General features: G+C 65.7%; 22 protein-coding genes and 2 pseudogenes. 12 read left to right on the forward strand and 12 right to left on the reverse strand.

All coding sequences use genetic code 11. From position 1 onward, the window contains the following. Positions 1 to 549 precede the first annotated feature (549 nt). From ACF66B_RS07200 to ACF66B_RS07235, 8 genes and pseudogenes are all read right to left on the reverse strand, one after another. Positions 550 to 1,737, reverse strand: a complete 1,188-nt coding sequence (locus ACF66B_RS07200; RefSeq protein ID WP_111430798.1) for a serine hydrolase domain-containing protein — start codon at positions 1,735 to 1,737, stop codon at positions 550 to 552. A 78-nt stretch (positions 1,738 to 1,815) separates the two neighbouring features. Next, positions 1,816 to 3,489 (reverse strand): NAD(P)/FAD-dependent oxidoreductase, encoded by a 1,674-nt coding sequence (locus ACF66B_RS07205; protein WP_111430797.1) that lies wholly within the window; start codon positions 3,487 to 3,489, stop codon positions 1,816 to 1,818. A gap of 175 nt (positions 3,490 to 3,664) precedes the next feature. Continuing rightward, positions 3,665 to 4,552 (reverse strand): AraC family transcriptional regulator, encoded by an 888-nt coding sequence (locus tag ACF66B_RS07210; RefSeq protein ID WP_111430796.1) that lies wholly within the window; start codon positions 4,550 to 4,552, stop codon positions 3,665 to 3,667. A gap of 292 nt (positions 4,553 to 4,844) precedes the next feature. After that, a complete protein-coding gene (locus ACF66B_RS07215) occupies positions 4,845 to 5,081 on the reverse strand; it encodes a thioredoxin family protein (protein WP_111430795.1) in 237 nt (78 codons plus the stop codon). A 12-nt stretch (positions 5,082 to 5,093) separates the two neighbouring features. Further along, positions 5,094 to 6,104, reverse strand: a pseudogene (locus ACF66B_RS07220) (permease). 47 nt (positions 6,105 to 6,151) lie between these two features. Beyond that, positions 6,152 to 6,466 carry a metalloregulator ArsR/SmtB family transcription factor gene (locus ACF66B_RS07225; RefSeq protein WP_111430794.1) on the reverse strand — a complete coding sequence of 105 codons (315 nt, stop codon included), beginning with the start codon at positions 6,464 to 6,466 and terminating at the stop codon, positions 6,152 to 6,154. An 86-nt stretch (positions 6,467 to 6,552) separates the two neighbouring features. After that, positions 6,553 to 7,752 carry an MFS transporter gene (locus tag ACF66B_RS07230; RefSeq protein WP_111430793.1) on the reverse strand — a complete coding sequence of 400 codons (1,200 nt, stop codon included), beginning with the start codon at positions 7,750 to 7,752 and terminating at the stop codon, positions 6,553 to 6,555. A 97-nt stretch (positions 7,753 to 7,849) separates the two neighbouring features. Next, positions 7,850 to 8,554 carry an NAD-dependent deacylase gene (locus tag ACF66B_RS07235; protein ID WP_111430792.1) on the reverse strand — a complete coding sequence of 235 codons (705 nt, stop codon included), beginning with the start codon at positions 8,552 to 8,554 and terminating at the stop codon, positions 7,850 to 7,852. Positions 8,555 to 8,827: 273 nt separating this feature from the next. Between ACF66B_RS07235 and ACF66B_RS07240 the strand changes: the two genes are divergently transcribed. From ACF66B_RS07240 to parE, 3 genes are all read left to right on the forward strand, one after another. Continuing rightward, positions 8,828 to 10,726 carry an amylosucrase gene (locus ACF66B_RS07240; protein WP_111430791.1) on the forward strand — a complete coding sequence of 633 codons (1,899 nt, stop codon included), beginning with the start codon at positions 8,828 to 8,830 and terminating at the stop codon, positions 10,724 to 10,726. Positions 10,727 to 10,843: 117 nt separating this feature from the next. Continuing rightward, a complete protein-coding gene (locus ACF66B_RS07245) occupies positions 10,844 to 11,200 on the forward strand; it encodes a glycine zipper 2TM domain-containing protein (protein ID WP_111430790.1) in 357 nt (118 codons plus the stop codon). Positions 11,201 to 11,356: 156 nt separating this feature from the next. Next, positions 11,357 to 13,357, forward strand: a complete 2,001-nt coding sequence (gene parE / locus ACF66B_RS07250) for a DNA topoisomerase IV subunit B (RefSeq protein WP_111430789.1) — start codon at positions 11,357 to 11,359, stop codon at positions 13,355 to 13,357. A 274-nt stretch (positions 13,358 to 13,631) separates the two neighbouring features. On the opposite strand, the gene ACF66B_RS07255 is transcribed toward parE, so the two are convergent. After that, positions 13,632 to 15,593, reverse strand: a complete 1,962-nt coding sequence (locus ACF66B_RS07255; protein ID WP_111430788.1) for a tetratricopeptide repeat protein — start codon at positions 15,591 to 15,593, stop codon at positions 13,632 to 13,634. Beyond that, positions 15,535 to 15,714 (reverse strand): hypothetical protein, encoded by a 180-nt coding sequence (locus tag ACF66B_RS07260; protein WP_111430787.1) that lies wholly within the window; start codon positions 15,712 to 15,714, stop codon positions 15,535 to 15,537. The genes ACF66B_RS07255 and ACF66B_RS07260 overlap by 59 nt, the downstream gene beginning before the upstream one ends. Positions 15,715 to 15,950: 236 nt before the next feature. Here ACF66B_RS07260 and ACF66B_RS07265 point away from each other — a divergent pair, with 236 nt between their 5' ends. From ACF66B_RS07265 to ACF66B_RS07275, 3 genes and pseudogenes are all read left to right on the forward strand, one after another. Then, the gene (locus ACF66B_RS07265) at positions 15,951 to 16,124 is read left to right on the forward strand and encodes a hypothetical protein (RefSeq protein ID WP_162683341.1); all 174 of its coding nucleotides are present in this window, start codon (positions 15,951 to 15,953) and stop codon (positions 16,122 to 16,124) included. A 74-nt stretch (positions 16,125 to 16,198) separates the two neighbouring features. Further along, positions 16,199 to 16,462: pseudogene (locus ACF66B_RS07270) on the forward strand (helicase HerA domain-containing protein); the annotation flags it as partial. Between the two features lie 436 nt (positions 16,463 to 16,898). Next, positions 16,899 to 17,111: a hypothetical protein gene (locus ACF66B_RS07275; protein ID WP_111430785.1), complete on the forward strand. Its 213-nt coding sequence runs from the start codon at positions 16,899 to 16,901 to the stop codon at positions 17,109 to 17,111. 29 nt (positions 17,112 to 17,140) lie between these two features. On the opposite strand, the gene ACF66B_RS07280 is transcribed toward ACF66B_RS07275, so the two are convergent. After that, a complete protein-coding gene (locus ACF66B_RS07280; protein ID WP_111430784.1) occupies positions 17,141 to 17,842 on the reverse strand; it encodes a thermonuclease family protein in 702 nt (233 codons plus the stop codon). A gap of 119 nt (positions 17,843 to 17,961) precedes the next feature. Here ACF66B_RS07280 and ACF66B_RS07285 point away from each other — a divergent pair, with 119 nt between their 5' ends. After that, complete coding sequence (locus ACF66B_RS07285) at positions 17,962 to 18,399, forward strand: hypothetical protein (protein WP_111430783.1); 438 nt, start codon at positions 17,962 to 17,964, stop codon at positions 18,397 to 18,399. 101 nt (positions 18,400 to 18,500) lie between these two features. Here the strand turns inward: ACF66B_RS07285 and dksA are convergent, their stop codons facing one another. Next, complete coding sequence (gene dksA, locus ACF66B_RS07290) at positions 18,501 to 18,923, reverse strand: RNA polymerase-binding protein DksA (RefSeq protein ID WP_111430782.1); 423 nt, start codon at positions 18,921 to 18,923, stop codon at positions 18,501 to 18,503. 200 nt (positions 18,924 to 19,123) lie between these two features. Here dksA and ACF66B_RS07295 point away from each other — a divergent pair, with 200 nt between their 5' ends. From ACF66B_RS07295 to ACF66B_RS07315, 5 genes are all read left to right on the forward strand, one after another. Further along, positions 19,124 to 19,966, forward strand: a complete 843-nt coding sequence (locus ACF66B_RS07295; RefSeq protein ID WP_111430781.1) for a MoxR family ATPase — start codon at positions 19,124 to 19,126, stop codon at positions 19,964 to 19,966. Between the two features lie 99 nt (positions 19,967 to 20,065). Then, positions 20,066 to 20,371 (forward strand): antifreeze protein, encoded by a 306-nt coding sequence (locus ACF66B_RS07300; protein WP_162683340.1) that lies wholly within the window; start codon positions 20,066 to 20,068, stop codon positions 20,369 to 20,371. Between the two features lie 43 nt (positions 20,372 to 20,414). Continuing rightward, on the forward strand, positions 20,415 to 20,861 hold the full coding sequence (locus tag ACF66B_RS07305; protein ID WP_111430779.1) for a GNAT family N-acetyltransferase: 447 nt from the start codon (positions 20,415 to 20,417) through the stop codon (positions 20,859 to 20,861). Next, a complete protein-coding gene (locus ACF66B_RS07310) occupies positions 20,858 to 22,210 on the forward strand; it encodes a DUF2927 domain-containing protein (protein ID WP_111430778.1) in 1,353 nt (450 codons plus the stop codon). The genes ACF66B_RS07305 and ACF66B_RS07310 overlap by 4 nt, the downstream gene beginning before the upstream one ends. A gap of 7 nt (positions 22,211 to 22,217) precedes the next feature. After that, positions 22,218 to 22,388: an apolipoprotein acyltransferase gene (locus ACF66B_RS07315; RefSeq protein WP_111430777.1), complete on the forward strand. Its 171-nt coding sequence runs from the start codon at positions 22,218 to 22,220 to the stop codon at positions 22,386 to 22,388.

Here is a 22,388-nt window from a genome sequence, read left to right on the forward strand (position 1 = left end):
GGCTGCTGACCGCCCTTGTTGCTCGGCGTGAGACGCGGACAACTATTGTTCTCGGTGCACAGCAATGCGCCGCAAGATCGCCTGTGCAGCATACAGTCCCGGAAAATCAGCTGATGCGCGATCGGCTCCCTGTATGAAGGCTGGGGAAGTGCTTTCGGCGCAGCTTACCCTTGATCTCAATGGCACGCTTCGGGCAGCGGGCGTGCGGATCTTTCCTGACGCCCCCCCGACCGATTTCATGCGGGAACAGACCGCTGAGGGCGGCAACCGGCGCCACCATATCAGGCTGCAGGACGCTCATGCGGTGGCCGTGTTCGACCGTGAAGCCAGCGCCTGCGCCGACAGCATCGGCGCCATAAGAAGGGCGACCCCATCTGCCGGGAAACCGGCGCCGCCGGGATCACAGCAGCACAGATCTGGCCGCAGTCCGGGTCCAGGCGTCTCGCACTTGGATGCGATGGGGAGGTGCCTCCGCGTTGCCGGCAAGGATCCGGGGACAGTACCCGACATCGAAGACGCGGCCGCCTGAGCGGCGGCCGCGCACCCGGTTCAGGCGGCCTTCGCCGCCCTAAGGGACGCGTAGAACGCCGTTTCGAACTCCATGTAGCCGGTGAAGGACACGGGATCGCCGAAAGGCAGGATTTGCGTCGCCCAGAAGCCACCGTAGCCGTTGTGCCGGTCGATCCAGTAGAAGAGGTTTGCGAGGCCCGCCCAGCCGAGCGCGCCGGCCGGCCGGCCCGTGGGCGCTTCCTCGTCGTTGACCATGAAACTGTAGGACCAGGACTTGGATTGCCCCGGAAAGAACTCGGCGTCGTTCGAAAGCGACGGGATCACACCGGGCAGCATGCAGATCTTCTTGTCGCCGAGGTGGTTCTTCTCTGCCATCGCGACGGTCTCGGGCTTCAGGACGCGGCCGTTCTCGCCCATCCCGTCGTTGAGCCACATGCGGATGAACCGCATGTAATCGCCCACCGTGCCGTAGAGGCCGTGGCCACCCATGTGGATCTCGGGCGTGTCGGGCAGCTCGAAATCCATCGGCGTCAGCGAACCGTCCGCACCGCGGGCGTGCATCCCCGCCAGACGCGCGCGCAAGCCGTCGTTCAACTCGAAGGTCATGTCCTCGATGCCGAGCGGCTCGAAGATGCGGGTCTGGAACACCTCGCCCAGCCGCTTGCCGGTGATGCCCTCGACCACCTGGCCGCACCAGTCGATGTTGGTGCCGTATTCCCAGCGGTCGCCCGGATCGAATTGCAGCGGTGTCATCAGCGAGGCTTTCGAGGCGGTGATGACGCTCGGCTGCCCCTTTTCCTGCGCGAGCCTGTTGTAGGTCTCGCTGAAGAAGTCGTAGCCGAAGCCGCCGGTATGGAGCAGCAGGTGCTTGGTGGTCACAGGGCGCTTCGGATCCCGCAGGATCGGCTCCCCGGCCGCATCGAACCCCTCGATCACCTTCAGCTTGCCGATGTCTGGGGCATAGGTGCTGGCGGGCGCATCAAGATCGAGCTTGCCTTCCTCGACAAGCTGGAGCGCGGCCGTTGCCGTGATCGCCTTTGTCGTCGAGAAGATCGCGAAGGCAGAATCGGTCGTCATCGCGGCATCCTGATCGAGCCGCCGGACACCGGCGGCGCCCTCGAAGATGTTCCGCTCCCGATCCGTCACCATCGCGACAACACCCGGCACCCGCGGGTCCGAGCTGACGACGCCGTCGAGCACGGACTGCGCGTTGAACTGATGGCTCATGTCTTTCTCCCTGTGTGGTCTGATTTTTGTTGAGCGCGCGCCCGCGTCTGGACCGGGCGCGCGCGATCTCTCCGGGCTCTAGGCCTCCTGCGGCGCGCCGGCCTTGCTCATCGCGAACGCCGGATAGCCCTCTTTCGCCATCTCGTCGCACTTGCCGCGATAGGTGCCGACACCACCGGTATAGGACAGCACGCGGCGCGGCTTCCCGGGAACGTTCGAGCCCGTATACCAGGAATTCGTCTTGGAGATCAGTGTGGCATTGGCGACCTCGTCGTGGTGACGGACCCAGTCATCCTCGCCCTCGGCTGTCGGTTCCATCACATCCTTGCCCGTCTCCTGCATATGGCGGATGCAGCCCGAGATCCACTCGGTCTGCTGCTGCAGGCACGTGGTCATGTTGCAGAGTGCCGCGGAAGGGGCCAGCGGCGCGCCGGTCATGAAGAGGTTGGGGAAGCCGAACTTCATCATGCCCAGGGTGGTGCGAATGTCCTTCCTCCATTCCTCCGCGAGCTTCATGCCGTCGCGGCCCGTGATGTCGATCCGCGCGAGCGCGCCGGAGCCTGCGTCGAAGCCCACGGCCATGATGATCGTGTCGACCTCATGCACGGTCCCGTCCTCGAGCCGGACCCCTTCGGGCACGATTTCCGCGATGGGATTGTCGCGCACGCTGACCGCCTCGACATTGTCGCGGAGATAGGTCTCGAGATACTGCGTCTCGAGGGGAACACGGTGGGTGCCGAAGCCGTAGTCGCCTTTCTTGGGCACCAGGATATCGATCAGGCGCGGATCCTTGAGGCGCGCGCGCATCTTCTCGCGGACGAATTCCGAAATCTCCTCGCTCACCTCCTCGTCAAAGAACATCTCGGCGAAAGACGCGAGCCAGAGCTTCAGCGAGCCGTCGGTATGGACCTCTTCCAGCACCGCGCGCCGCTCCTCGGGGGTCAGATCCGCCCAGGTGTTACTGAAGTCGTATTCGAACCCGGTGAAGGTATGCGGGATGGTCGCCTTCAGCTCATCGAACCGCCCCTTGTACCAAGCAGCCTCATCGGGACCGTATTTGGGGTTCTTCATCGGGAGGACATACTGGGGGGTGCGCACGAACACCGTGAGCTTTTCAACCTCCGGTGCGATCGTCTGGATCACCTGGATGCCCGTGGCTCCGGTGCCGATCACCGCGACGCGCTTGCCTTCGAGTGCAAGGCCCTCCTTCGGATAGCGCCCGGTGTGGACGATCTGACCCTTGAAGCTCGCCTGTCCGGGAAAGCGGTCCTCGAGCGGTGCGGAGAGCATCCCCGTGCAGCCGATCAGATAACGCGCGGTGATGGTCTCGCCCTGATCCGTCTCCACGGTCCAAAGCCCGCGCGCCTCATCGAACGTCGCTCGCGTGATCGTCGTGGAGAACGAGATGTCCCGGCGCAGGTCGAGCCGGTCGGCGATGTAGTGCATCCAGCGCTCGATCTCGCGCTGGCCCGGGAACCGTTCGCTCCAGGTCCAGTCCTTGTAGAGCTTTTCGTCGAACAGATACTGGTAGATATAGGCTTCGCTGTCGAACTTCGCGCCGGGGTAGCGGTTCCAGTACCAGGTGCCGCCCACATTGCTCGCCGTGTCACAGGCATGGACCTTCAGGCCCATTTCTCGCAGCTGGTGCAACTGGTAGAGTCCGGCGACGCCGGTGCCGATCACCAGGGCATCGAGCTCGGCGGGGACGGGATTACGCCGGGTCTGCGCGGAATTCTGTGTTGCGTCTAGCATCGAGTCCTCCTCTGTGGATGCAGCCGTTGGCCCGACTGCGTCTTTGTTGTCCGGGCACAGTGCCCGAAGCACGCGGCAAGGGTGACAGGCCGCCCCGTTGAAGGTCTTGAAGGATCGTGCGGGAAGTTTTGAATGATCCGGGCCGGCTCGCCCTGCATCGGCGCGATCTTCCGGATCAGCGCGCGCTGCGCCGGAAGACCGCGGGGGTCTTGCCGAATTCGGCGGAGAACATCCGCGTGAGATGAGCCTGATCGCAAAAGCCGCAGTCGACGGCGATTGCCTTGATTGGCAGGTCGGTTGTGGCCAGAAGCCGGCGGGCCTTTTCGAGCCGGCGCGCCTTCACGAAGGCGTAGGGCGGACAGCCGAAGCTCTGGCAGAACTGCCGCGCGAAGGCACAAGGCGTCATATCCAGCGCAGACGCCATGAGCTTGAGATCGAGCGTCGAGGCGAGTTCGGCATCGATGAATTCGAGTATCCGCCGTTCCTGCTGCGGCGAAAGCCCACCGTTGCAGCGCCTTTGCGGCAGTCTGACCGAGGCGTGGCGGCGGAGAAGATGCACCACGAGACCGCGCGCAACCGTATCCACGTAGAGCGCCCCGCCGAGCAGGCGGTTCCGGGCCTCGCAGGCGATCGCATTGGCCGCCGCCGTCATAACCGGGTCATCCGTCCTGAGGACGTCGTCCAGCATCACTTCGCTGACGCTGCAATCCATGACCTCGCTGGCCACATCCGCGACCAGCCTGCCGGACAGGTAGACATGGGTCACGTCGATCGGGTCTTCCCAGTTCCAGTAGGCCTTCTGGGCGCGAGTCAGCAGGGAGGCGGCACCCGGTCCGAGGGTTTCGCGCTTCCAGCGGCCATCGAAACGCCGCTGCATCGGCGTGCTGCCGGCACTGTAGCTCACGAGGAGGAAGTCCCGCATCGGCGGAACGATCACGTCCTGGCCGCAGTAGTGATAGGAGCGCAGCGCGACATCCTTCCAGTTCTGGCCATCACTGGCCAGAATAACGTTGCCCGGCACCCAGCTGGGCAGCTCCTCGAAGGCTATTAGCCCGTCCGTCAAGCCTACACCTCCCCTGGTGGCTCCTGGAGGCGAGATCGTGCTGCAAGTCTCGGTCCCGTCGCCCTGTCGGGTCTTTGCCGGGCCGCGCGCCCGACCTCTGGAGCTCGCTGGAGCGGAATTCTAGCAGCTGCGCACCGGAGGTGCCATTCGACCTTTTGCTACCCGTGGCTGTAGCCGGGGCCTGGTTGCAGACCGCTGCGCGTTCCGGCAGAGGTCCGTTCTCCGGCCAGGACAGGGGCCGTGCCAGCGTAGGCTCGGCGCCTTCGTCCCTGACAAGGAGGAGCTTCGGGGGTCAGGCAGCGATCCAGCCTTCGAGCCGGCTGGCTTCGGGGAGGCCACCGGCATGGACGAGCCGGCCATCGACGGCGATGCCGGGCGTCGACATCACGCCCGCCATCGCGATGGCCTTCGGATCGGAGATCTTCTCGACATCGACCTCGATGCCAAGATGCCGCGCAGCCTCGCGCACCATGCGCTCGGCCGTTTCGCAGCGCTTGCAGCCAGGGCCGTAGATTGTCACCCGTTTCATGCGGTCGCCTACCTAGAAGAGCGCGTTGAAGAGAAAGCCAACGGCAAGGATGCCGCTCGCAACGACGCCGATGAAGACGGCGATCAGGCGGAGCGTCAGCACCTGGCGGAGGATGATCATCTCGGGCAGGCTGAGCGCGATCACCGACATCATGAAAGCGAGGACCGTTCCGAGCGCCGCGCCCTTGCCAAGCAATGCCTCGACGATGGGGATGACGCCTGCCGCATTGGTGTACATCGGGATGCCGATCACCACCGCCGCCGGGACACTCCACCAGGCGTCCGCCCCCATGATGCGGGCCATCAGCGCCTCGGGTACATAGCCGTGGATGAGCGCGCCCATGCCGATCCCGAGGATGATCCAGACCCAGACGCGGGTGAAGATCTCACGCACGGCGGCGATGCCCTGACGATAGCGTTCCACCACCGTGAGCCCACCGCCCAGAGGCGCTTGCACGGCGCCTCCGGCGTGGATCTCGCGAACCCAGTCCTGCAGCCAGCCCTCCAGCCGCAACCGGCCGATGACGTAGCCCGCGGCAATGGCGACCGCGAGGCCAAAGCCCAGATAGGAGAGTGCGACCTGCCAGCCGACGAGGCCGAAGAGCAGCACCAGCGCCACCTCGTTGACCATCGGCGCCGCGATCAGGAACGAGAAGGTGACACCCAGCGGGATGCCCGCGGAGACGAAGCCGATGAAAAGCGGCACCGCCGAGCAGGAACAGAACGGCGTCAGGACGCCGAGCCCCGCAGCCATCACGTTGCCCACGCCAGCACGGCGGCCCGACAGCGCGGCCCGGGTCTTTTCCGGGCTGAAGAAGCTCCGGACCACGGCCATGGCGAAGACAATGAGCGCCAGCAGCATCATGACCTTCGGCACATCATAGAGAAAGAAGGCGAGTGCATCGCTCGCGTGACTTCCGGGCGCGAGCGGAACCTCGGTGGCGAGCTAGGCCGAGAGCGGCTGAAGCTCGCGGTAGATCAACCACCAGCTGAGCGCGGCGGTCGCAACCGCGATGTGCCACACCCATGGCGGTGTTACGCGGTGCGGCGGAAGGGTATGGATCTCGGTGATCACGCAGCACTCCTTTCCCCGCCCGGCGCTGCGGCGGGACCCGCGTCGCGCATGGTGTCGAGCACGGCATCAAGCACCGCGGCGATCTGCGGCGGCAGACCGGGATTGCGGCGGTAGCGCACCCATTGGGCATCCCGCCGGTCGAGCACGAGGCCCGCTTGCCGCAGCACCTGCATGTGCCGCGACATCCGGCTCTGGGTCGCGCCCAGCGCCTGCATCAGCTCGCAGACGCAATGCTCGTTCCCGTCGCGGAGCATGTGCATGGCCGCGAGGCGGGTGGGTTCGGCGAGGGCGGACAGGACGGGCAGAATCATCGGGGGCTCCTTTCATGCGCATCTGCGCATGAGCGGACGCAGCCGGCCTTGACCTCAATCATGCCCGCGAGCATTTCCGGGAAGGCTCATGCCCTCTCGCCGCCGCCGCGGAGCGAGAGGGCGAGCACGAGGGTCGCAATGCAGGGGAGCGCGGCAGCGCTCGCGAGCAGGGTCAGCGTGCCGCCCGGACCGACGAGCGCAATGGCTGCGGCACCGATCGAGGGCGCGGCGGCACTCGCGAGCAGCATCGGCAGGGCGAGCCGGCCCATGGTCTGCGCATAACGCTCGGGCCCGAAGAGCGTGAGCGGAAGCGCCCCGCGCGCAATCGAGAAAAGGCCGTTGCCCGCTCCATAGGCGACGAGGGCCGCCGAGGCCGGGATACCCAGTTTCAGCCCGAGAAAGCCCAGGAACACCAGACCCGAGGCCGCCCCCATGGTCCAGATCGGGTGATGCCGGCCGCGCCCCAGCATCTCGAGCACGCGGGCCGCGACCTGTGAAGGGCCGATGAGCGTGCCGAGCGCGATGGCCGCTGCGATCGAATGGCCGGCCGCGGTCAGCAGCGTCACGAAATGGGTCGACCAGATCGTCACCAGCATCGAGAGGGTCACACCCGCAACCACGATGCAAAGGAACCGCAGATCCCGAAGACCGGCCAGGTCAGGCGCCGGGCCGCTGCCAGCCTCAGGCCCCTGCGCGGCGGGCTCTGCCACAGGCGGTCGGCGCGGCAGCAGCAGGAGGCTCGCAGGCAGGGTCACACAGAGATGGAGCGCGGCATAGGCAAGGCACGCCCCGCGCCACCCCGCAGCCTCGACAAGCCAGGCCGAGATCGGCCAGCAGATCGTGCTGGCGAACCCGCCCCAGAGCGTGAGCTGGGTGATTGCGGCGCGGGCATCGCGGCCGAAGAGGCAGCCGAGGGTCGAGAAGGCCGCATCGTAGAGCCCGGCCGCCATGCCGAGGCCGAGAACGGCCCAGGCGGCGAGATAGACCGCAAGATTCGGCGCAGCGGCCAGAAGCATGAGCCCCGCGGCGATCAGGACCATGCCGCCCGCAAGCACCGGCCGGCCGCCGGTCGCCTGTATGAGCCGGCCCGCGGCCGGCGCAGCGAGGCCCGCAACCAGCAGCCCGGCCGAAAGCCCCGCCGAGAGTGCGGCAGTGCCCCAGCCGGTGTCGGCGGCCATCGGCCCTGCCATCACCGCCATGAGGTAATAGGTGCTGCCCCAGGCAAAGATCTGGATGACACCGAGTGCCGCGACGATGACCGCGCGGGGACGACCGGCCGCCGTCATCTCCTGCCCCTTCGGCAGCCGGGCAAGAGGGTAATTTCCGCGCGTTGCCGGACACCATATGCCATCGGAGACGCCATCTGCCCCTCCCTGCCCGCCGCTAGCGCGCCTCGAGCAGTTCCGTGACGAAGGCGGGCACCGCCTCGGTGGCGGGGCCATAGAGAGCGCGGTCGAAGGCATGGGCATTCTCGGACGGCGCGAGATTGACCTCGAAGGTCTCGATGCCGAGGGAGCGGGCGAGCTCGACATAGCCCGCCGCTGGATAGACCGCCCCCGAGGTGCCGATCGAGACGAAGAGCTCGCTCGCCTCGAGCGCTGCCTCGATCTCCTCCATGCCATAGGGCATTTCGCCGAACCAGACGACATCGGGCCTGAGGCAGTTGAGGCTGCCACAGGAGGCGCAGGTGTCGAGGATCGAGAGATCGTGCGTGCAGGGGGCGCGCGCGCCGCAACGGGTGCAGAGCGATTTCAGCAGCTCGCCGTGCATGTGATGCACATGGCGGCTGCCCGCGCGCTCGTGCAGATCATCGATGTTCTGGGTGCAGAGAAAGACGCCGCCCGCTTCGGCGACAAGCTGGCGCTCGAGCCGGGCAAGCGCTTGATGGGCGGGATTGGGGACCGCGGCGAGCAGTCCGCAGCGGCGGTGGTTGTAGAATTCATGCACATGCTGCGGGTCGCGGGCGAACGCCTCGGGCGTCGCAAGCTTCATCGGATCGAACTTCGCCCAGACGCCGTCGGTGTCGCGGAACGTGCCGAGCCCGCTTTCGGCCGAGATCCCTGCTCCCGTCAGAACGAATACATGCATGCCTGCCCCCTCCTGTCATGCCGCCGCCTTCATGCAGCTCTCCTTCTTCTTCTCCGCCCGGATTGAGCGCGCGCGGACACGCCGCGTCAAGGCCGCACCCCCCGGGGGGTGCCGTGCGGCCACCGGGAGAATTGGGCCCCGGGGAGATGCGGAAGGCCATTGAAACCGGGGGCCGGAATGTGACTTTCTGTAGCGGGCCGCCGCCGGCGGCCTGCGACACCCGGGCAGCCTTGCACGACCCGGATGCGACAGGACCAAGGGGGGGAAGACGCCATGGCAGCAGCCTCGGATTGCGGCACGGTTTCGGACGACACTCTTTTCGAGTTGCGCTATGCGCGGAGCCATGACGATCTCTGGAGCATGCTGGAGCGTCTCTACGGCGCGCATCCCGACTTCGAGACATTTCGCGTGGCCCTCGACGATAGCCTGAGGGAGGCCTGGCGCGAGAGGCCTGCGGATCTGAAGCTCCTCGATCTCCGACGCGATCTCGAGCCCGACTGGTTCCAGCGCCCCGGCATGACCGGATATGCGCTCTACATCGACCGTTTCGCGGACAATCTCAAGGGCGTGGCCGAGCGGCTCGACTACCTCAAGAGCCTCGGCGTCACCTATGTGCATTTCATGCCCTGTCTGAAGCCTCGCCCTGGCGACAGCGACGGCGGCTATTCGGTGATGGACTATCGCGCCATCAACCCCGCCTACGGCACCATGGCCGATTTCGAGGCGGTGACCGCGGCCTGTCGGGCGCGCGGCATCAGCGTCTGCGTCGATTTCGTCATCAACCATACCGCCAAGGAACACGCCTGGGCGGAGAAGGCGCGGGCGGGCGATCCGGCTTATCGCGACTACTACCTGATGTTCGAGGACCATGACCTGCCCGGCCGCTACGAGAAGACCCTGCTCGAGGTCTTCCCGGACAACGCGCCGGGCAATTTCACCTGGTATGCGGACTTCGAGCGCTGGGTCTGGACCACCTTCAACGAACACCAGTGGGATCTCAACTGGGCCAACCCGCAGATCTTCCTCGAGATGACGCGCGTCATGCTGTTTCTCGCCAACCGCGGTGTCGAGATCCTGCGGCTCGATGCAGTGGCCTTCATCTGGAAGCGGATGGGCACCCGCTGCCAGTCCGAGCCCGAATGCCACATGCTGCTGCAGGCGCTGCGCGCGGCCTGCCGGATCGTGGCCCCCGCGGTGATCCATCTCGAGGAAGCGATCGTGAGCCCCGCCGAGATGCTGCCCTATCTCGGCCGGGGCGAGCATGACGGCAAGGAAGGCAACCTCGCCTATCACAATTCGCTGATGGTGCAGTTCTGGTCGGCGCTCGCGGCGCGCGACACCCAACTCATGACCCATGTGCTCGGCACGCATTTTCCGCCGACGCTGACCAATGCAACCTACGCGACCTATCTGCGCTGCCATGACGATATCGGCTGGGCGGTGACGGACGAGGACGCAGCGGCGGTCGGGCTGAACGGGCCGATGCACCGGACCTTCCTCTCGGACTTCTACGAGGGCGATTTTCCCGGATCCTTCGCCAAAGGCGAGCCGTTCCAGTTCAATCCCGAGACCGGCGACAAGCGGATCAGCGGCACCTGCGCCTCGCTCGCGGGGCTCGAGAAGGCCGAGGCCGGAGCGGACCCAACCGCCATCGCGCGCGCAATCGACCGCATCCTGATGGGGCACGCGCTCATCGCAAGCTATGGCGGTATTCCCCTCGTCTACATGGGCGACGAGATCGCGCTCCTCAACGATTATGGCTACCATTCCGTGCCCGATCACGCTCATGACAGCCGCTGGCTTCACCGCCCGCGCATGGACTGGGACCGGGTTGCGCGGGCCGAAGCCGGCACGGACGCCGCCGCCGGGCAGGTGCTCGCCGGGCTGCGTCGGATCTTTGCCCGCCGCGCCGCGGTGCCGGAGCTCCATGCCGGCAACGCAACCGAAGTGCTCCAGACCGGCAATGCCGCGCTCTTCGTCTTTGCCCGCCGTGCCCCGACCGGCAGTGTCGTCTGCGTCTTCAACTTTACCGAAACCTGGACGGCAATCCCGGCGAGCTGGGCCGTGCAGCAGGGCGCGCGCAACCTCCGGGACATGCTCTCCGATGCGCCCGTCGGCGACGCGGGCGGCGTGATCCCGCTTCCGCCCTACGCCCGGCTCTGGATGCGTTGATCCCCGATTGTCCGCACCGCGGCGGGTTCCCGCCCGCGGCCCGGACAGCCCGGAACGCTTTTCTCCGACCCGCGTTGTCCGGCGGGAATGGCCCGACGGGTCAAGGGAGAAGGTAACATGTATCGAACCGCACTCATCATTGCAGCGCTGGGTCTCGGCGCCTGCAGCACGGCCTCGCCCTATGGCGGCACCTCGTACAATCAGGGTCAGAGCCAGGGTCCGAGCGCACGTAACATCAACTGCGGCGCAGGCGTGCTCGGCGGCGCGGTGATTGGCGGCCTCGCGGGGAACCAGTTCGGCAAGGGCTCCGGCAAGGATGTCGCCACGGCCGCGGGAGCGGGTCTCGGCGCAGCAATCGGCGCCACCCGGCAGGAGTGCCAGCCCAACGCCTACCGCCAGCCACAGGGCTACGGCCAGACGCATACCCCTGTTCTCGTCGGCTACGATCAGTACGGACGGCCGGTCTACCGCTGAGGCGGACTGCCCCGGGATCTGAGAGCGCGGCGGCAAGGTCTGGGGCCTTTGCCGCCGTCATGGCTATTTGCGCCTGCCTCCAAACAAGATATAGGTTTGCGGGAGCAGAGCGCAGCTATCAATGGCTGCCCGAAAATCACAGGAAAGAGGGTCCGCATGGTCCATGCCTCCGATCTCTTCGGCGAGGATTCCGCGTCGCAGGCCTATGACGCATCCGCCATCGAGGTGCTCGAGGGGCTTGAGCCCGTCCGCAAGCGGCCAGGGATGTATATCGGCGGCACCGACGAACGGGCGCTGCATCATCTCGTGGCCGAAGTTCTCGACAACTCGATGGACGAGGCTGTCGCCGGGCATGCGAACCGGATCGAGGTGGAGCTGCATGCGGACTACAGCGTCACGATCCGCGACAACGGCCGCGGCATACCGGTCGATCCGCATCCGCGCTTCCCGGACCGCTCCGCGCTCGAGGTGATCCTCTGCACGCTGCATGCGGGCGGCAAGTTCTCCGGCAAGGCCTACCAGACCAGCGGCGGCCTTCACGGAGTCGGCATCTCGGTGGTGAACGCGCTCTCGGACCTTGTGGTCGTCGAGGTCGCGCGGGGTCGGCAGCTCTATCGGCAGGAATTCAGCCGCGGCATCCCGCAGGGGCCGATCGCAAATCTCGGGGCGACGCCGAACCGGCGCGGTACAAGCGTGACCTTCCATCCCGATGCCGAGATCTTCGGGACGGAGGCCCGCTTCAAGCCGGGGCGTCTCCTGAAGATGGTGAGGTCCAAGGCCTATCTCTTCTCGGGCGTCGAGATCCGCTGGAAATGCGATCCCGCCTGCATCGGACCGAAGGACGACACGCCGGAGCAGGCGACCTTCCATTTCCCTGGCGGTCTCGCCGACTATCTTGCCGAACGGCTCGAGGGGGCGCAGTGCTATGCCGACACCGCTTTCGCCGGCAAGGTCGAATTTGCCGAGCGCTACGGAGCGGGTGCGGTCGGATCGGTCGAATGGGCAATCAACTGGACACCACAGCGCGACGCCTTCGTCTCCTCCTACTGCAACACCGTTCCCACGCCCGAGGGGGGCACGCATGAGCAGGGCTTCTGGTCGGCGCTGCTGAAGGGCATCAAGGCCTACGGGGAGCTCACCAACAACCGCAAGGCGGCGCAGATCACCCGCGACGACATCATGGCCGGGGGCTCGGCAATGATATCGGTCTTCATCGCCGAGCCCGAATTCGTCGGCCAGACCAAGGACCGGCTCGCGACGCAGGAGGCCGCGCGGCTCGTCGAGGGCGCGGTGCGGGACCGGTTCGACAACTGGCTGGCGGCGGACACAAAGACCGCCGGCGCCATCCTCGACTATCTGGTGCTCAAGGCCGAGGAGCGGGCGAAACGCCGCGCGGAGAAGGAGACGCAGCGAAAGACTGCAGTCAAGAAACTGCGCCTGCCTGGCAAGCTCGCGGATTGCTCGGGCGCCACAAAGGACGGCTCGGAGCTCTTTCTCGTCGAGGGCGACAGCGCGGGCGGCTCGGCGAAGCAGGCACGGGATCGCAAGACCCAGGCGGTGCTGCCCCTGCGGGGCAAGATCCTCAACGTGCTGGGCGCGGCCTCTTCGAAGATGATGGCGAACCAGGAGCTGCAGGATCTCTGCCAGGCGATGGGGGTGCAAACCGGGTCGCGCTTCAACGTCGCCGACCTGCGCTACGAGAAGATCATCATCATGACGGACGCCGATGTGGACGGCGCCCATATCGCCTCGCTGCTGATGACCTTCTTCTTCACCCAGATGCGGGCGCTGATCGACCACGGCCACCTCTTCCTCGCCGCGCCGCCGCTCTACCGGCTGACCCAGGGCGCGCGCTCGGTCTATGCCCAGACCGATGCGGAGAAGGACGCGCTCATCGAAAAGGGCCTCGGCGGGCGGGGCAAGATCGAGGTGTCGCGCTTCAAGGGTCTCGGCGAGATGATGCCGGCCCAGCTCAAGGAAACCACGATGAGCCCGAAGAGCCGGACGCTCATCCGGGTGACCGTGAACCTGCCCGACGACGAGGACGGCAGCGACGATACGGCCGGGCTGGTGGAGCGGCTTATGGGCAAGAAGCCGGAGCTGCGCTTTCAGTACATCCAGGAAAACGCCCGGTTCGCCGAGGATCTCGACCTCTGACCGGCAGAGTGTTTTATCGGTAAAGACAGAGCTTTTACTGTGACTCAGCGGGTTATTCCGTTGATATTTTCGGGGTTCCTTCGGTTAGCGGGCGGGAACACCCCGTTTCGCCGGCGCACTGTCAACCCTGTCGCGTGTCCGGCGCGTCTCTTGCGCCCGGGCGCCCAGCCTAGACAACACTCTCCCCCGCCCCCGGGAAGGCGCAAGCGCGCGCCCAGTGTCGGGCGCTTCCCTCGCCGCAGAACGGATGCGCAGGACCGGGCGGCGGCGATGCCTAGGCCGGCGGGCGCGAGAGGCTTTCGACGATGGTCTGGGGGGAAGGAATATTACTCTCAATGTCCAGCGCCCATTGCAGGTGGCCACCAGCTCGGAGAGCACGTGCGGCCTCCTGCATCTGGAATAGCGCTTCACGCGCCAGTTCAACATCATCGTTGCGTTCGGCGATTTTGAGTTTTGCCAAACCCTGGTCTCCAAGCGCATTGGCCCGATGCAATGGGGCCTCGTTCCAAGTCCACACTTTCAATGCATCTTCGTATGCCGACACCGCCTCGTCTAAGTGCGCAGTTCCGGGCTCTCGGGTACCAATGGTTGCGAGTGCGCTGCCGAGGTTCTTTCGAGCCAATGCCCACTCATGAGGAGTGCTATCCTGCGTCCATTCCTCAAGCGCTGAGCGATAGGCCAATACGGCCTTCTCCAGATGTTCATTACCCGGCTCGCGCTTACCCAAGCTGGCAAGAGCATTGCCTAGATTGTTCTGTGTCATAGCCCAATCAAGCGGCATCTGATTGCGTTCCCGTGCTCGCAAGACCAACGCCATGCGATGGGATTGCACCGCCTTCTTAAGGCGTTGCGTTCCAACCTCCCGCTCGCCCCAAGTACGGAGCACATTTCCGAAGGTGCCGAGCGTCCTCGCCCATTCACGTGGCGCACGCATCCGACTTATCATCTTCAACGCAAGACAAAAGGCCGACAGAGCGTCCTTAAGCCTTGCCGTGGAGGTCTCACGCGTACCGAGAAGGGCGAGCACAATGCCGAGGTTGTGCTGCGTCCTCGCCTGTTCGGCTGGCGGTAGTGTCTTCGTCTGTGCCTCCAACGCCCGAAACACACCCAGGGCCTCTTCCAGATGCACCGCTCCGCTTTCGCGTTCACCCAAGGTTGCCAAGCTGCCACCAAGATCGTTGAGCGCAATTAGCTGCTCGCCGGGGCTGAGGGCATGCTCCACGCAAGCTCGCGCCAGCGCAGCGGCGACTTCGATGTCAAGACGCGCCCCCTTGTCGCGGCCGAGTCCATACCAAACCTCCCTTTCACGCCGCAGCGCAGAAAAGACCTGCCTCGGGATAGGGGTTTCCAGGGTCACGCGCCGGACGATCTGGCGGGCGGCGCCCGCCGCATCGCGTAGGAGCAGGTGCTCGTCGATCGAGCGCGAGAGCAGCCGGAGCTTGCGCGCCATCGACTCCGCTTCCTCGCGTTCGAGTGCATCGTCCAGTTCCGAGATGGCGGCCTCATGCCGGCCCCTGGCCGACAGGGCTGCGGATCTGCGAAGAACCTCGTCGACGAAATCACCCAGATTGGAGCCATGCCGCCCCTCTTCCTGAACCTTCCGTGCGATGTCCACCGCGCGGGTGAGTTCGATCATTGCTTGCGGGATATCGTCGATGTCTGCCGCGATCGGACGAACCAGGCGAAGCAGAGCCTCCCTTGAGACGCCGCTCTCCAGTGCGGCATTCGCCGCCCCAGAGGCCTCGAGCCGTGAGGTCAATTCGGCATAACGCGCCTCCACTGCCTCGATCCTGGTCTCGGTTCGGCGCGTCGCTTCATCGATCCGGGTGAGAAGATTCAGCGCCACGCCCTGCCGTCGCAGGCTCTCGCGCCAGAGGACGGGGGTGATGCTGGCAATGTAGTCGGCGTCGGCGAGCATCCGGCCGAGGGTGAGGCGGGTAACCTCTCGGAAATAGGGTTCCGCGAGGGGGTGGGCCTCGAAGTCCTTCTTCTGCTCCGAGGCCTTGATGGCGCGAACCATGGCCTCGGTGACAGCGGCGGCGTCGAGCGCCACCGCCGCGAAGATGGACGCGTCGGCGAAGGCCTCGGGCGCCACCTGCCAGAAGATCGCCTTGGCATCCTCGAGCGCCGGGCCGGGATGGGTCATCCGCTCGGCCTGAGCCGCGGCCAAGGCCATGTCACGCGCGAGGGGGGGCAAGACCCGCGTCGCGCAGCGCAGCAGCGAGCGTTTTGCCATTTTCCGCGAGATCGGCAAGCGCCTTGGCTCCGTCGAGCGAGACCGGATCGGTCCCGAGCTTGCGCGCGGCGATGAGGACGCTCGCGAAGGCCTTGAACGTGGCAATCTCGAACAGGGCCAACCGAGCGCTCCCCCCCCAAAGGCGTTGCCCAAAGGATGGAGAGCGCGAGCCGCGACTGTCAAGCGCAGGGAAGGTGGAGCGACGCGCGGCGGGTCCGGAGATTTCTGGCAGGGGCTCCAGCGCGGTCGTGCGCCAGATCTTGGCGACGCCTCGCGCCTGTCACGCGAGCCGCTTTACGAAATGGCAATTCGGATCGCGCAGTAATGACCCCGCCTTCGCAGTGTTTGGAGAGCCGTGTGTCGGATGAGTTTCAAGCGGAGGTCGCAGCCGGTTCCCGTCAGGTCGGGAACATCTTCTCCGATCAGGGCGCGCGGGCGAATGTCGGCCTCCAGATGGCACCGCTTGCCGAGTGCGGCAGCGCGGCAGCGACTGTCGGCGGAGTTCTCGCGCTCCGCGGCCAGTCGGGATGATCTCCGAGGTGTCACTCAGTGGCAATGCGGCCGGGTGCGAGGATGGCTCAACAGCTCTGGCCCGGGTCGAACTCATGGAAGAGATCGAGCGTGGCGCGGAGGGCTTCCGGTTCCGGCGTGGGGTGCGGACTTATGCCGCGATCGGCCCCGAGGAGCTCAGCCTTATATTCGGTTCCGGCGGTCGGCACTCGATCCGCATCGACCGTATCGCGGAGAATGCCGCGATCGCGGTATATGTGAACACCGATCATCTGCTCACCAGGCACGTCTCGATCGCGGGCGTTACCGGGGTCGGCAAGTCCACCGCCGCGGCCTCGATCCTCAACGCGATATCGGAGGCCCGCGACGATCTCCGCATCGTGCTTCTTGACGTGCAGAACGAAATACGGCCGGGTTTTCGGGAGCAAGGCGGCGACGATCGGGGCGGAAAACCTGAAGCTTCCGTTCTGGCTGTTCAATTCCGAAGAGATGACCGACGTCATCTATGGCGGCAAGAATGCCGCGCCCGAAGAGGTCGAAATCCTCGCAGAACTCATCCAGGTGGCAAAGGCACTCTATCTCAATCACACGAGCGAGCCCGAACGGCCCCCGCACGAAAAGCGGCGGCCCTGGACGGCCTCGAGAACATCAAAGACTACCATGGCCACGGCGCCGGCGACCGGCTTCTCGCCGCCCAGGCCCGCAGGCTTTCGGGCATGCGGCCATCCTCGGACATGATGGGCCGCGCACCAGAGCATCCTGCGCGCGATCAAGGCGCTTGGCACTTCGCTCGGCATGATCATCGTCGTCGAAGACGTGGAGGCGATCGAGGAGCTGGCCTATCTCAAGAGCTTGACCGGGATCAGCTGTGCACTGGGTTTCCGCTTCTCGCGACGGCTCTTTCTCAACAGCTTCGAGGCCCCGTCCACGCATCGACACGAGGCGCGGCTCCTCAATCCGACGCGCGAGATCAGCGCCGGGCGGCTGCCGCAGGGCATCGCCCGGTGAGTGGCGCCCTGCCCACACCGAACCGCATCTCAGCGCCCGGCGGCACGGCGCCAGCCTGCAGCTTCAGCTTCGGCCTCGTCGCAGAACCACCTCTCGCCAGCCGCCTCGTCGATACGGGTGCGGGAATAGTATTTCGACCAGGGCGTGTGGTAGATCCGCTCGCCCTTCGCGTTGATGTTGCCCTTGATCGGGCAGTTCAACCGCGGCGCGACGGCAGCCGCGCGCTGCCAGCGGTCGGCGCGGTAGTCCCAGGCGGCCTGGGTTTCGGCCTGCCAGATCCCGCGTCGGGCGGCACGGGCCTCGGCCTCGAGCTCGGCGTAATCGTCGCTGTATTCCGTATAGGCCCAGGCGAGCCCCTCGCGGACGAGCGCAGCGCCGATATCTGCGCCATTGGCTGTGCAGGAGGCGACGACCCGGCCATAGGGGTCGCGCTCGCGACCGGTGCAGATGAAATCACCCTTCGCGGCGAGGGCGGCGAGGCGGTTTGCCGCTGCAGTGCCGCAATCCCAGGTGCCGCCGCCAGCCTCGGCGCAGCGCTGGCCGATCTCCGGCGCATCGACGCCGTGGAGGCGGATGCGGACGAGGCCGATGTCGAAGGTATCGCCATCCATCAGCCGCGGCGCGCCGGAAATCTCGGCACGGACGCCGCCGGCAAGGGCGAGCGAAAGGCCTGCGGCGAGACCGAAACGACGCGCGGAACGGGAGAGCGCGGGAAAGGAAAGGATTGCCATGTCGCATGTTGTGCTGAGGGGACTGCGAACATATGGTTAACCACGCGCCTGCGCCAGAGCCGAACCGGCGCGCCGACAAGGTTCCTGCCCCGCTCCGGGGCGCGCGACGGATGATGCGAATGAAACCGCTTTCTTCCCTGCTTCTGTTAACCTGCCTCACCGTGGCACCCGCGGGCTTGGCGGATTCGCTCGCGGTTTCCTCCGAGGATGGTGTGACGGCCGACATTCCCGCTGCGGAATGGCGCGCGATGGCCGAGGGCCGGACGCTGGTCTACCGCATCGAGGGCGAACTCTGGGCCTACGAGCACTATTATCCGGGCACGCACAACGTCACGCTGCAGCTTTATGACGGCACCTGCATGCAGGGAACCTGGGACTACAGCGCGCCACTCTACTGCTTCCACTGGGATATCGAGGGAACCGCCTGCTTCCGGCACATCCGGCGGAATGGCGAGATCCTCATCGTCGAGGCTGGCACCGACAATGGAACGCCCCTGATCCAGAAGATGAGCGAGGTGACGGATCACGCGCTGACCTGCAAACCGCCGACGAGCTGAGCTCCCCCGCGCCCGATCGCGCTGGTCGAGCAATGAAAAGGCCCGACACAAGGGCCGGGCCGATCATCGAAAACGCGACAAAGGCAGGCCTTGCCTGAACCCTAGTCGTCGCGGTGGACGCGCTCCTTGCGCTCGTGGCGTTCCTGCGCCTCGAGGCTCAGGGTCGCGATCGGACGGGCATCGAGGCGCTTGAGCGAGATCGGCTCGCCGGTCTCCTCGCAGTAGCCGTAGGAACCTTCCTCGATGCGCCGGAGGGCGGCATCGATCTTCGCAACCACCTTGCGCTGACGGTCGCGCGTGCGCAGCTCGAGCGCCCGGTCGGTCTCCTCGCTCGCCCGGTCGGCAATATCGGGGATGTTCCGGGTACCTTCCTGCATATGCTCGATGGTGCCACGGCTTTCCGCGAGGATGGAATTTTTCCAGTCAAGGAGCTTCTTTCTGAAGTATTCCTGCTGTCGCGGGTTCATGAAGGGCTCGTCTTCGCTGGGCTTGTAATCAACTTCAAACGACGTCTCGGCTTTCATCGCTGCAACCTCAATTGAACACTAGGCGCCCCGGGCTTCGCCCCGCATGGCACCCACACCCATGCCTCGTCCCGGTTGTCTTCCGCTGCACCCGATATAGGGAATCTCGGGGATTGTCACCAGTAACTTAAGGGAACTTGCTTAAGCGGTCGGCCTTGATAGTGTGCCTGCGCAATGCTTGGGCAAGGAACGGAATAACGATGAAATTCGTGGGCAGTGATGAGTATGTCGCCACAGCGGACCTCATGGTGGCCGTCAACGCGGCGATCACTCTGGAGCGCCCGCTGCTGGTCAAGGGTGAGCCCGGCACGGGGAAGACCGAGCTCGCGCGCCAGATTGCCTCCGGTCTCGGGCTGCCGTTGCTCGAATGGAACGTCAAGTCCACCACGAAGGCCGCGCAGGGGCTTTACGAATACGACGCGGTGAGCCGGCTGCGCGACAGCCAGCTCGGCGATGAGCGCGTTCACGACGTCAGGAACTACATCCGCCCCGGCCCGCTCTGGCGCGCGTTTTCCGCTTCCGGCAAGGTGGTTCTGCTCATCGACGAGATCGACAAGGCCGATATCGAGTTCCCGAACGACCTCCTGCAGGAACTCGACCGGATGGAATTCTTCGTCTACGAGACTGGCGAGACGATCCGTGCCGAGACCCGGCCCATCGTCATCATCACCTCGAACAACGAGAAGGAGCTGCCGGACGCCTTCCTGCGGCGCTGCTTTTTCCACTACATACGCTTCCCCGACGCTGAAACTCTGGCGCGAATCGTCGAGGTGCATTTTCCCGGCATAAAGCCGCAGCTCGTGCACAGCGCACTGACGCAGTTCTTCGAGATCCGCGAGACGCCGGGGCTGAAGAAGAAGCCATCGACCTCCGAGGTGCTCGACTGGCTGAAGCTGCTGCTGGCCGAAGACTTGACCGCCGGCGATCTGAGAAAGGCAACCAAACACGCCCTGCCGGCGTTACATGGTGCACTGCTCAAAAACGAACAGGATGTGCACCTGTTCGAACGGCTCGCCTTCATGGCGCGCGGGGAAAGGCGGTGACACCTATGCGCGAGACCATACACGTGAATTCGGATGACAACGCGCCCGCGCTACGTTATTGTGCGGTGCAGCATAACCTGGAAGAAGAAGAGAACAAGCATGCTGGGTCAATTCATGTCACTGAAGGCGGCGAATGCGTGGTTCACGCTCGCTGTGCACTACACACAGATGAATCTCGCGGCCGCGGAAGTCATCGCCCGCCGCACGGTCAAGATGAGTCAGGGCGGCATGACCGCGCCCGAAGCCGTCGGCATGGTGCTCGAGAAGGCGACAGCCTTTGCAGCGGCCGGCGAGAGTGCCGCCGTTGCAGTTGCGCGGGGCAGCGATCCCGTCACCGTGGCCTCGGCCGCGCTGCGCCCGATCCGCGCCAAGACCCGCTCCAACGTCCGCAAGCTGCGGGGCTGACCTCATCCACCCTTCTCCGTTCTGCCGCCGGAGGAAGGGTGTCATGATCGACCTCAGGCCGATCGAGGCGACCGACAAAGCGCAATGGCGGGCGCTTTGGCATTCCTATCTCGACTTCTACCAGACATCGTTGCCCGAAGAGATCTACGCCACGACATTCGCGCGGCTGATCGATCCGGCTGTGACCGACTACCACGGCATCCTCGCCCTTCAGGGTGACCATGCCCTCGGGCTCGTGCATTACATATACCACCGTCACGGCTGGCAGATCGAGGATGCCTGCTATCTGCAGGATCTCTATGTCGGTCCCGAGGCGCGCGGCACCGGCGCGGGCCGGGCGCTGATCGAGGCGGTCTACCGGGCGGCGGATGCCAACGGGACACCGCACGTCTACTGGCTGACCCAGGAGTTCAACACCACCGCCCGCACGCTTTACGATCGCGTGGGCGAACTTACGCCCTTCATCAAGTATCGGCGGCGGCCGGGATGATCCCACTCCGTACCCTGGCGCTCCTCGCAGCGCTTGCTGCGCTTGCGGGCTGCGCGCTGCCAGAGGGCGAGCGTCGGACGATCTCGAGCGTGCGGTTCGGCGACACATCGCGGCCCACCGGCGTGGCTCGCTCGAATGCGGATCTGGCGGAGGATTTCCTCGATCTCACCTTTGCGCTGGAGAGCGGCGAGACGCTAAAGGGGATGCTGCGCTACGAACGGCCGGTCCGGGTCTACATGCAGAGCCCAGCCCTTCAGGGGTACCGGCACGACCTCGACGCCCTTCTCGCCCGGCTGCGGACCGAGGCTGGAATCGATATCGCCGAGACCGGCAGCGCGGCGCAGGCGCAGATCGTGATCGAGGCGGTGCCCGAATCGCAGATCGCGCGGTTCTTTCCTGATGCGGCCTGTTTCATCGTGCCCGGGGTGACCAACTGGCGTGACTTTCTGCGGCAGCGGCCGGAGGCGCGCACGCGCTGGTCGACCCAGAAGACCCTCACGCATGCTGTGATCTTCCTGCCGCCCGACACGACGCCACAGGATGTGCGCGACTGCCTCAATGAGGAAATCACCCAGGCGCTCGGGCCGGCAAACGATCTCTACCGGCTTCCCGACTCGATCTGGAACGACGACAATTTCCACAGTTCGGCAACCTCCTTCGACATGCTGATCTTGCGCACGCTCTATCAGCCGGAATTTCGCAGCGGCATGACGCGCGCCGAAGCCGCGGCGGAGGTGCAGCAGGTGCTCGACCGGGTCAATCCGCAGGGGCGCGGGCTGCCGAGCCAGAAGCGCGCGCCGGAGTCGCGTGCCTGGGCGGGCGAGATCGAGACCGCGCTCTCGCAGCAGGCAAGCCGCGAGGAGCGGCTGCGCTCGGCGGTCTCTGCCACACGGATCGCGCTTGAGATGGACCCGCCGGACCAGCGGCTCGGCGTCTCGCTGCTCACGCTCGGCCGCCTCAGCCTGCGGCGCGACCCGGTAGCGGCGGCGCAGTATTTCACCGATGCCTACCGGCTCTTCCAGCAGGAGTTTGGCGACATGGACATCCGCACCGCACAAGCGGCGGTCCATGTCTCTGCCCTTGCCCTCGGCATGGAGCAATACGACCTCTCGATCGAGCTGGCTGACCGGCACGTGCCGGCCGCGATTGCGGGTCAGAACGCGATCCTCGTGGCAGGGCTGCTCTCGATCAAGGCGGAGGCGCTCGCCGATCTCGGCAAGACCGATTCAGCCGAGGAGGCCCGGCTCGACAGTCTGCGCTGGGCGCGCTACGGCTTCGGGGACAACTCGGGAGAGCTCGCGCGCGAACAGGCGCAGATCACGGCCATGCTCACCCCGCAACCCAAGTGAGGCCCTGGTGCTGATCGTCATTGCATTTATTCTCGGCGCGTTGTTCGGTTGGCGCAAGGCCCGGCTCCGGGGCGGCGACCGCCTCGACCGCCTCCAGTACAGCGCCGTGCACGGCATCCTCTTCGCGCTGGTGACACTGGCGCTCGTGGTGATGCTCCAGCGCCTCGGGGTTCTCTAG

The organism is Amaricoccus sp. B4, assembly GCF_043226085.1.
In the GTDB taxonomy this organism is placed as follows: Bacteria; Pseudomonadota; Alphaproteobacteria; order Rhodobacterales; family Rhodobacteraceae; genus Amaricoccus.